Here is a 9,321-nt window from a genome sequence, read left to right on the forward strand (position 1 = left end):
CACAAACACACAATGTCGCATCGGTCGCAACGCATCACCCACCTCGACCCCCTGTGCGACCCCGCGCCGGAGTGGTGCACTGCTGGTACCCGGCAGCCGATCGCACGCAACAACGGGCACGGCGTGCCGGCGTTGCCCTGGTCGTGCCCGCCCCGGACCCCGGCGAAGGGAAGAGCCCGATGACCGCCCCACCGGATGCACGGCCCGGCCCGGCCGACCTGACCGGCCCGTCGGTAGTGCGGAGCGGGCCGGCCGGTGATCTGCCCGCCCTGGCCGAGCGGATCAGGGAGTTCCTGGTCGTCAAGGTGTGTGCGAGTGGCGGGCGCCTGGGGCCGAACCTGGTGATATGGCCGCCGCACTCGTCGAGTCCCACGGATTCGGCGTGACCGTCGAGGACAACAGCCGCACCGGCGGCATAGGTTCGGCCCTTGCGCAGGCATGCCGCAACGCCTCCATCCACACGCCGAAGTGCGCGCTCGGTCTGCCCCGCGCCTTCGTGCCCCACGGATCGCGAACCGACCTGCTCGCCGCGGCGGGGCTGGATGCCGCGGGTATCACCCGCGCCGTACTGCACGAACTGCGCGCACCCGCTCACCTCCGCGTCGGGCTGCCGGCCCCACCTCCTCCCACCCCGCCCGGAGAGCCCCATGACAGCCGCCGAGCCCGGAGAGCCCGCCCCCTCCCACAGACCCCCACCCGCCGGATCCACGTCGGCAACATGCCAGTCGGCTGCGACGTACCGATCAGCGTGCAGACCATGACCATCGCACCGACCGCCGACGTCGACGCCACAACCCTGCGTCAGATCGCCGAAGTCATCGCCGCCGGTTGCGACATCGTCCGGGTCGTCGACGCCCTCCTCGACGAGGCCCCGCGCCTGGTCGGCTCCCCGCCCGACGACCCGGCACGACAGACCCGATGACCATCCCGTCCCTCGACCCCCGCGATCTCGACCCGGCGACCGTACGGACCCGCCTCGACCAACCCCGCCCACGTCCGGACACCGAACCCACTCCGGCAGCCGGCGCCGAGTCCGCCCGACACCGATCCGACCTGCGGACAACCGCGCCATCCGACACAACCCGCGAAAGAAATCTGCCATGACCCAACGTACTTCGCTTGTTCCCACATTCTCCGTGATCGACGGCCCCGTTCCCGACCCCTACCGGGACAAGGTCGTGTACACCTACGACGACTCCCCCGACCTGTGGCGCAGGGCGCTGGGGGACACCCTGCTGTTCGAATGGGGCGACTACGAGGACACCACCCGCCTCCTATCGCCGGGAGAAGCCGGCGTGCGCTTCTTCGACCGCCAACTCGACCTGGCCGGGCTGCTCACCGGCCCCCGACCGCGCATCCGCAGGATCCTGGACCTCGGCTGCGGCTGGGGTTTCATCAGCTACCTCCTGGCCCGTCGATTCCACGAGTGCGACCGAATCGACGCGATCAACATCAGCCCTACCCAACTGGACTACTGCGCAAGGTTCCTGGCCGACCACCGCCTCGCCGAGCGGGTGCGGCTGTTCCTGTGCAACGGCCGAGACGTGGACCTGCTGCCCGACCCCCACCTGCCCTATGACCTGGTTGTGGTGCGCGGCGTGTACACCCACTTCCTCGACGACGCCTACGAGGCGTCCGTGGCGGCCCTGTCCCGACGGATGCGCCCAGGCGGGATCCTCGTCATCTCGGACACCCTGTTCAAACAGGGCCCCGGCACCTACACATCCGCGATCCCCGACATGGTCGACCGGCTCGCCTGCGGCAACCGCAAGAGCCCGGAGTACTTCGCCTCAGTCCTGGAACACCACGGGTTCGACATCGCCGACATGCGCGTCCTGCCGCGCAACGAGGACGTCATCCACTGGTTCCGCGACGTGAAGTCCAACATCGAGACACACCTCCCGAACGACCTCAACGGCCCGTTGGAGGAACTGCGGGTGATGGCCGACAACATGTCCGACGCCCTCGCCCGGGACAAGGTCTCCGCCTACAGCATCATCGCCCGTCGCACGGCATGACGCCCGACGAACCCCGAACCGAAGCGTCTTCTCGGCGCCGTGGCGAGGGCACACGACCGCGCCCCGCACCATCGTCACCACGAGCCCCCGCACCCCAGGGAAGGAAGTCGTCATGAGCGATCCTACGGATCTGCTCCACATCCCCGCCGTGTACTGCCCGGGTAAGCCGACACCTCACCCGTTGACCCGCGAGGCCGAACAACAGTCGATCGCCTACATGGACAAGTACCAACTGTTCTGGGACGAGGCCCAGCGGGAACGCCTAGTCCACGGCGACTCAGCCGCCGTCGGCGGCTACCTCGTCCCCGACGGCACGCCCGAACGACTGCAACTCGCCACCGACATGTCCATGTGGGCGTTCGCGTGGGACGACGAGTTCTGCGACGAGGGCCCCACCCGCGACAAACCCATGGAACTGGCGGATGCCGCCTACCGGATCCAACGAGCCATGGAATCGGTCGAAGTCGTCCTCGACCCCAACGACCGCTACGCAATGGCCTGGCGCGATCTCATGCTGCGCGTCACCCGATACTGCGCACCTCTGGACGCCGCGCTGTGGGTGGAGGGAGCCAGGTCCTGGTTCTTCACCGAGATCCTCAAGGCGTGCAACGTCCGACGCGGCCTCACACCGGACCTGAGCACATACATGGTGATCCGCGTCGCCACCGGAGCCACTCCGCTGTACTCGCTGCTACCGCAGATGGTCCGTGCCATCCCCGTGACACCGGCGATGATCGCGGACCGGCGGATCTGCGCGATCCGCGAGATGAGCGCGCTGACCATGAACTGTTACAGCGACCTGTGCTCGTATCGCAAGGAACGACACCGTACCGGCGACGGCCACAACTTCCTCGACGTCGTCCGCCGCGAATACGCCCTGGACGAGGCCGACGGCGTCCTGGTCGCGGTCGACTACATCAACCGGATGATGCACCGGTATCACACACTCGGCGAACAGGTCGTCCGGGACTGTCACGATCCCGTCGTCGAGCGATACGTCACGTCGATGTGGAACTACACCGCGGGCGGCATGCTCTGGTGTCGGGAAAGCCGCCGATACCGCTTTCTCGACGGCATGACCACCGACCCCGAGACCTTCCTCGACGCGGGCTTCCTCGACGCACCCCCCTCCGACGACACCTCGCCCCTGCCGATCCCCTCGATCTCGTGGTGGTGGCACGTCTCCTCCGCGTGAACCCGCCGACCACCGAACGAGACGCGCGCCACCGGGGAGAGGACCGGGACCGGCCCGCCGCGTCGAGGGCACGCGCCCGGGCCGTTCGCGTCCCGACGAACACCCGGACGTCCGAACCGATCCGCCCGCGCCGAGCGCCGCACCCGGCGCCGTCCCGCAGGCCCGCCCGGCCCCGAACAGAAGAGGACCAGTCCCCGCGCCCCGAGAGCAGAGGAGCCCTCACCACCTCGCCTCACCACACGCCCCGCGCGGCCCGGGTCGTCGACGGGAGGGTCGTCGGCCTCGGGCGACACCGGCTCGCCCTCGTCTCCCACTGTCGGCACCGAAGGCGACTCCCGCCACGACGCCTCGACTCGTGCCCCACCATGAGAACGGCTTCAGCCGGTCCGGCGCCAGCTCATCCCGCCCTCGCCCACGTGCGGGCCGCGACACCACCACGATCCGGCACGATGCATCGACCACCACAACGGGAGGCGGTCCGGACGCGCCATTCCTCGGACCCGGCGTGGCGCGTGCGAGATCCGGAACGCCCCTCAGTCCTCGGGAGAACCCACACGCGCCGCACTCACCACCACATTGCCTCACCCGGCGGGTTTGCGGGCCACGACGATCACATAGCCCAACAAGCCGGCGTCGGTGGCGTCGGCGAACAACCGCAGGATCCCCTCGATCGCCGTCCGCTGCTCGGGACCGCACACGGCCACCAGTTCGGGACGGGTCAGGCCCTCCAGGATCCGCTCGTAGGACTGCCGTGTCGCGTCGGTGATGTCCAGGATCTCCTCGATGTACAGTCCGGCCCCCTCGGCGAGGCGCGTGTACGCGTCCCATGTGGGAACGGCCACGAACGAGGCGGCGAGAGACCCGGGGGCACCGGACACGGCGCCCTCCGCCGTCCGTTGGGCGAAATCGGCGACGACCAGGGCCGCGCCCGGCCGCAGCACCCGGGCGATTTCACCGAACGCCCCTTGTTTGTCGGGCATGTGCAGAATTGATTCGATTGCGATGGCGGCGTCGAAGACTCCATCGGCGAAGGGCGTCGCGACCGCATCGGTGATCCCGACACAGAGGCCGCCCCCGAACCCGGCCTCCGCGTTCCTCACACGGGCCACCCGGGCCTGCTCGGGGCTGATCGTGATGCCGGTGAGCGTGGCACCCGTCCTGCGGACCAGGCGTCGTGCCGGCCCACCCGTGCCGCATCCGACGTCCAGGACGTGCCGTCCGGGACCCGCCCCGGTCCTCTCGGTCACCAGATCGGTCAGTCGCTCCTGCGCCCGCCGTAGCGGTGACGCGTCACCCGGTGACCAGTGGCCCATGTGGATCTCGTCGCCCAAGAAGATGTCCACCGCCTCGGTGTTGTCGTAGAAGGCGACGACGTGCTGGGGTGTGGGACCTTCGGTCCGGGACATGTCTGTCACCTCTCCAAGGGGGCGGTTCACGGGCGGAGCTTCGTTGTGCGGGTCGATGTGCCGGTCGGCGGACGCTCGTTCGGACGCGCTCCGCACTGCGGGGCGGGCGCCCGGCGCGAACCGGGGCGGTGTACGGGTCGTGCCCCTGCGCCACCACCCCTGGGGGCAGCGGTACGGGAAGCGTGGCAAGGGTGCAGCCACGGTGTTGTGTCGAAGGCGGCGGACGCGGTCGCCGGCCGCGTGACGGGACATGCGGCGCCCTGTCGGCCGACACGGTTTGAGGTCCCACGGTCGTCGCAGTGCGGTCTCGACGCTGTAGGGGAAACCGGCGCCCCCATCCTTGATACGCGCGATGGCGCGGATGAGCAACACCCTGGTGCATCCAAGAAGTGCGCGCGTCGAAACCGGCCGTCGTCGCGTCCACCGCGCAGCTCCCCGGCAGTCGAGGCAATGCCCCTCCGATCAACTCCTTCGGGCGGTCCCAGGTCTTTCACAAGCGGGCAAAGTCGCACCGCTTGCAACAGGTTCATCGCTGCGACTCCTTTCCGGACCGGGGCCGCAGTGGTGCACTGGACAAGACCCACAAACCCCGACAACGGGCGCGGGGCCCGACGGACCGGCTCCGGGCACGCCCTCGCAAACCGCCCAACGGGACACGTCCGATGAACGCCACGACGCGTGACCACCCGGACGCGGGACCGATCCGGCCAAGGCGGCCCGTGCCGCTCGCGTCCGCCGGTCGTCGTGCCGCCGGTGGCGGCGCCGTACACATCCCCTCGACGAAAAGAGGCACGTCGCGATGCAACACAATGAAAGCATCCCCATGGCCCCGGGCGCGCTGCCCCTGCTCGGCCACCTGGGCAGGATAGGTGCCGAGCCCCAGGAATTCTTCCGGCAGTTGGGCGATATCGGACCACTGGTACGCATCCGCCTGGGGCGACTGACCGCGTACGTGGTGACCTCGCCGGCCCTCGTGCGACGGATACTGGTCGGCGGACGTGGCGAGTTCGACAAGGGCGGCCCGTTCTTCATCCCGTTCACAACGCTGCTGGGCGACGGACTCGCCACCGAGCCCGACTCCGTACACCGTGTGCACCGCCCCTTGGTGCAGCCGGCGTTCCACCGCTCGACCATGACCGGCTACATGCAGCGCGTCACGCAAACCGCGACGCAACACATCGCGGAGTGGGACCCCCACCAGATCATCGAGGTGGACAAGGAGATGACGGCGCTGACCACCGGCGTGCTGACCCGGTCGTTGTTCACCGACCCCGTCTCCGCGGGTTGTGTCGACGGGTTCCAGCGGTATCTGCCCATCGTGCTGGACGGACTCGGCCTGCGCATGGGGCTGCCCTCGATAGGCCGGTTCCCGCATCCCGCCAACCGCCGGTTCTACCGAGCCGTTCAACACACCACGGATTCCATCGATACGATGATCCGCCACCGCAAACGGAACCCGGAGTCCCACGACGACCTGCTGACCCTGCTCCTCGCACCCGAGCCGCACGCCGATGGCGTACTGAACGACGAACTGGTGCGGGGCCACATCTGGGACTTCATGCTCGGTGGTCTGGAGCCCACCGCAGCCCTGCTGTCCTGGACCCTGCACATCTTGGTCACCTTCCCCGACCACTACGCCCGGGTGCAGGAGGAGATCGACACCGTGCTGGCCGGAGCCTCGCCCACCTACCAGGACCTGGCGCGGCTGCCGCAGTTGCAGAACACCCTGACCGAGGCGCTGCGGCTGTACCCTCCGGTATGGGTGCTGAGCCGCACCACCACCCGTGCATGCGAGCTGGACGGGCACAAGCTCCCCCAGGGAGCGGACGTCATCTTCTCCAGCTGGGCTCTCCACCGGCATTCCGACAGCTTCGAGGACGCCGATCGTTTCGACCCGGATCGCTGGCAGCCCGGGCGGGTCGGCCGCGCCGAGCGTGACGGCTTCCTCGCGTTCGGCGCGGGAGCGCGCAAGTGCATCGGCGACGTCTTCGGCATCGCCGAGGCCACAGCCATGCTCGCTGTGCTCCTCCAGAATCGGCGCCTGGAGTCAGTGCCCGGCAAGCGGGTCGTGGCCCGCCGCGGCATGACCCTGCGACCAAAAGGCCTCCGAGTCGCCTTTGCGCCCCGCCACGTCGCCGAATCTCGCGCAGGAGTCTCAATGACGAAGTCAAGCAGCTTGCGTGACCCGCGGGGTGAAGGTGAAGACCCGCCCGTCACGCAGGGGTGCCCAGAGCACGCTGGCCCTTCGGCGGGCTAGGGCGGTGACGGCCTGACCGTGCTTGCAGCCCTCACCGCGCTTCGTGCGTCACCCGGGCCCGGCTGCGTGGGGCGACCCGGCCGAATCGCAACTCCGCCAGGGAAACCTTGAGGAATCCCTCACCACCTGGAAACGCTTCCTCACTACCCGGGCCTGCGGTCGCCCCATGCCACCGCCTCCCTCACCACCATGCGCCAGGCCCTGCGCCCCTACAGCACCCACCCGACGTGGCACTCCTGAGAGAAAGCAAGCCGCAACTTTGTAAGCCACGTTTCCACACTGCAGGCAGGCAATACCCGACGCATCAGTAGCACCGGTGACGACAGGCGCAGGGCATCGGCCCCCTTGGTCCGCGCTCGCCAGAACGCTGCCGGTGCCAAAAGAACAGCCCCGGCTGTTGGGCTACTCGACCGCCCTCGGAAAGTCTCGCGGCGGGCCGACCACGAAGGTCCACCTCGCCGCCGAAGGCCACTGCCGACCTCATGTCTCTGGGACTCTTCTGGGAGTTTCAGCTGCATCAACGGGCACGACCGTGAATCAACCGAAGGGTCATTTACGGAGGTCAGCAGCCATTCCCAACAAGCGTCGCAGGTCACGGGGCCGGCTGGTCTCTTCCGCGACATCTGATCGGGACGATCCGGCTCAGTGCATCACTCCTTATCGCGCTACCACCGGAGGAAGGGTGCTACCGCCTACGGCGCTGCGGGAATGCTTCACTGCGTGCGCCCCTCACACGCAGTGAAGAAGCAACTCGACCGGCAGCTGGCACCGCACCTGGCGCTCCCCTGCCCCACTCTTTTCGCCTGACGCTCATATGACGCTCGGGATCAGGAACTCGCCGCAATAGCGCCCACCAAGTGGCCTCTGACCTGCACTTATCTTTGACCAAACCCAGGCCGACATCTTCCCGATGACGCACCACGTGGAGTGCGTGGCGATCCTGGAGCCGGTGAAGAAGGACGCCTGAGCTGGGGTTTTGCCGATGTGCATGATGTGCGTTGTGGGCGTTACAGGCGATATCTCGACGCTGAAATGACGCTCATTTGACGCTCGTTGATCATGGACTGACGGTGCTTTGAACAGGGGTTTTGCCGTCACTGAGCGTTGATGTTGACGCTCGGAGGCGGCCGTTTCGGGCAACGTCAAAGGGGCTAGTCCCGTGCTCGCATCGACGTCTACCTGCCCTTGACTCCGGGCTGAGCGCTTGTGGTCGTAGCCAAAGAACCGGCCCCTCTCGGGGTATCGCCGAGGTAAGCCCCAAAGGGGCCACGGGATGATCTTGGGAACGTGAACGCCTGTTCCGTCACCCATCCGGCGCAGTGTCGTTGGTGGTGGTGTTGACCGTCGTCTGGCGCCTGAGGTGGGTTGTGACCTCGATCGAGCGGACCGCGTATCCGCGGTTCAGGCGGCTGATCCCGCGCATGAGCTGCATCTATTCTTCTCGCCAACGCGTGATGAACATCTGCTGGACCTGCTGCAGATGCTCAAGGCAGTTGGCCGCGCCCGCAGTGACCGCCATGCCGATGTGCCCCTTCGACAGAGGGCCTGGACCGTGCGGTCCAGGCCCTCTTCGGTCTACCGCGGGGCGCGGGTGGGTGGTGTTCAGTGGATGAGAGTGCGCAGTACGGGGATGCTGACGCCGGCGGTAGACAGTCCGATGAGGGCGGCGCCCGGGACGCTGCCTGCGGACCAGTAGGCGAGAGCCCCGAAGGCGGCGGTAAGCAGGACGAGGACGGTGTGGACGGTGAGGAACGGCGACTGAGGGTTCGTCATGCCCTAAGAGAAGCGCCTCCCACCCACCTGACCTGCATGCATGGAACAGACCGGGCCGAGTTCGTTCACCGGGGAACGTACCGGGACAGCACAGGGATTCTGTGAACACTCACCGTGCGACGCCTTCCGTCCCGGCCTGTTCCGAAGAGTTCTCCCCTGTTCCAGAGAGTGCGATCTACCGTAACGGAACGCACCATCCACCGGGGGAACGGCATGACGACGACCGACCATGGCACCGGCACATTCGAGGAGATACTCCAAGGCTTCGCAGCGAAGCTGGTCCAGCTACGGATTGGGCGAGGAGACCCGTCCCTGCGGGTGATCCAGCGCCGCGCCCGGGACGAGAAACTGGACGCCCTTTCCCCTTCCGTGCTGAGCGCCGTCTTCAACGGGGAACGGCTCCCCAAAGTCGATTTCGTCATGGCCCTCGTCCGTGTCCTGATGCTTCGTGACGAACACGGCGAGGAGCAACCGCTCGTGTCGCGGCGGGATCCCGCACTCAAGCCGTGGCGCGATGAATGGACCCGGCTCAAGAGCTTAGAGCCCAGCCGCCGCACCCGGACACCCCTACGAACCCCCCCCATTACCTTTTTGGTGGTCCCGCAATGGGGCTCCCGGCCTCCGGGCCCGGCATGACTGCTCCCCCCTGTTGAAGGTATGGCCCGGGGGGTG

8 protein-coding genes and 3 pseudogenes are annotated in these 9,321 nt (G+C 67.8%); 7 read left to right on the forward strand and 4 right to left on the reverse strand.

Going from position 1 to position 9,321, the window contains the following annotated elements:
* Window positions 1–179: 179 nt before the first annotated feature.
* From ABZ348_RS14885 to ABZ348_RS14900, 4 genes are all read left to right on the forward strand, one after another.
* Entirely contained in the window at window positions 180–386 is a 207-nt protein-coding gene (locus ABZ348_RS14885; RefSeq protein WP_358932952.1) for a hypothetical protein, read from the forward strand.
* Window positions 347–922 carry a flavodoxin-dependent (E)-4-hydroxy-3-methylbut-2-enyl-diphosphate synthase gene (locus ABZ348_RS14890; protein ID WP_358932953.1) on the forward strand — a complete coding sequence of 192 codons (576 nt, stop codon included), beginning with the start codon at window positions 347–349 and terminating at the stop codon, window positions 920–922. Before ABZ348_RS14885 ends, ABZ348_RS14890 begins: the two co-directional genes overlap by 40 nt.
* Window positions 923–1,100: 178 nt before the next feature.
* Window positions 1,101–2,018, forward strand: coding sequence for a class I SAM-dependent methyltransferase (locus ABZ348_RS14895; RefSeq protein WP_358932955.1), 918 nt, complete (start codon window positions 1,101–1,103; stop codon window positions 2,016–2,018).
* Between the two features lie 112 nt (window positions 2,019–2,130).
* Window positions 2,131–3,213, forward strand: coding sequence for a terpene cyclase (locus ABZ348_RS14900; protein WP_358932957.1), 1,083 nt, complete (start codon window positions 2,131–2,133; stop codon window positions 3,211–3,213).
* A 581-nt stretch (window positions 3,214–3,794) separates the two neighbouring features.
* Here ABZ348_RS14900 and ABZ348_RS14905 read toward each other — a convergent pair.
* Window positions 3,795–4,619: a methyltransferase domain-containing protein gene (locus tag ABZ348_RS14905; RefSeq protein WP_358932959.1), complete on the reverse strand. Its 825-nt coding sequence runs from the start codon at window positions 4,617–4,619 to the stop codon at window positions 3,795–3,797.
* A gap of 823 nt (window positions 4,620–5,442) precedes the next feature.
* On the opposite strand from ABZ348_RS14905, the pseudogene ABZ348_RS14910 reads away from it, so the two are divergent.
* Window positions 5,443–6,678: pseudogene (locus ABZ348_RS14910) on the forward strand (cytochrome P450); the annotation flags it as partial.
* Between the two features lie 108 nt (window positions 6,679–6,786).
* Here ABZ348_RS14910 and ABZ348_RS14915 read toward each other — a convergent pair.
* Window positions 6,787–6,918: pseudogene (locus tag ABZ348_RS14915) on the reverse strand (IS110 family transposase); the annotation flags it as partial.
* A 297-nt stretch (window positions 6,919–7,215) separates the two neighbouring features.
* On the opposite strand from ABZ348_RS14915, the pseudogene ABZ348_RS14920 reads away from it, so the two are divergent.
* A pseudogene (locus tag ABZ348_RS14920) lies at window positions 7,216–7,366 on the forward strand (IS5/IS1182 family transposase); the annotation flags it as partial.
* Between the two features lie 813 nt (window positions 7,367–8,179).
* Here the strand turns inward: ABZ348_RS14920 and ABZ348_RS14925 are convergent.
* The gene (locus ABZ348_RS14925; RefSeq protein ID WP_358932961.1) at window positions 8,180–8,308 is read right to left on the reverse strand and encodes a hypothetical protein; all 129 of its coding nucleotides are present in this window, start codon (window positions 8,306–8,308) and stop codon (window positions 8,180–8,182) included.
* A 170-nt stretch (window positions 8,309–8,478) separates the two neighbouring features.
* Window positions 8,479–8,649, reverse strand: coding sequence for a hypothetical protein (locus ABZ348_RS14930; RefSeq protein ID WP_358932963.1), 171 nt, complete (start codon window positions 8,647–8,649; stop codon window positions 8,479–8,481).
* A gap of 213 nt (window positions 8,650–8,862) precedes the next feature.
* Between ABZ348_RS14930 and ABZ348_RS14935 the strand changes: the two genes are divergently transcribed.
* Window positions 8,863–9,285, forward strand: coding sequence for a hypothetical protein (locus tag ABZ348_RS14935; protein ID WP_358932965.1), 423 nt, complete (start codon window positions 8,863–8,865; stop codon window positions 9,283–9,285).
* Window positions 9,286–9,321 lie beyond the last annotated feature (36 nt).

The sequence above is a fragment of the Streptomyces sp. NPDC005963 genome (assembly GCF_040638655.1).
Taxonomy (GTDB): domain Bacteria; phylum Actinomycetota; class Actinomycetes; order Streptomycetales; family Streptomycetaceae; genus Streptomyces.

What these genes read in the sequence shown, in the direction of transcription:
- ABZ348_RS14890 (WP_358932953.1), top strand. Translation starts at nt 347, where the DNA reads ATGGCCGCCGCACTCGTCGAGTCCCACGGATTCGGCGTGACCGTCGAG.
- ABZ348_RS14900 (WP_358932957.1), top strand. Translation starts at nt 2,131, where the DNA reads ATGAGCGATCCTACGGATCTGCTCCACATCCCCGCCGTGTACTGCCCG.
- ABZ348_RS14935 (WP_358932965.1), top strand. Translation starts at nt 8,863, where the DNA reads ATGACGACGACCGACCATGGCACCGGCACATTCGAGGAGATACTCCAA.
- ABZ348_RS14925 (WP_358932961.1), bottom strand. Translation starts at nt 8,308, where the DNA reads ATGCAGCTCATGCGCGGGATCAGCCGCCTGAACCGCGGATACGCGGTC.
- ABZ348_RS14930 (WP_358932963.1), bottom strand. Translation starts at nt 8,649, where the DNA reads ATGACGAACCCTCAGTCGCCGTTCCTCACCGTCCACACCGTCCTCGTC.
- ABZ348_RS14885 (WP_358932952.1), top strand. Translation starts at nt 180, where the DNA reads ATGACCGCCCCACCGGATGCACGGCCCGGCCCGGCCGACCTGACCGGC.
- ABZ348_RS14895 (WP_358932955.1), top strand. Translation starts at nt 1,101, where the DNA reads ATGACCCAACGTACTTCGCTTGTTCCCACATTCTCCGTGATCGACGGC.
- ABZ348_RS14905 (WP_358932959.1), bottom strand. Translation starts at nt 4,619, where the DNA reads ATGTCCCGGACCGAAGGTCCCACACCCCAGCACGTCGTCGCCTTCTAC.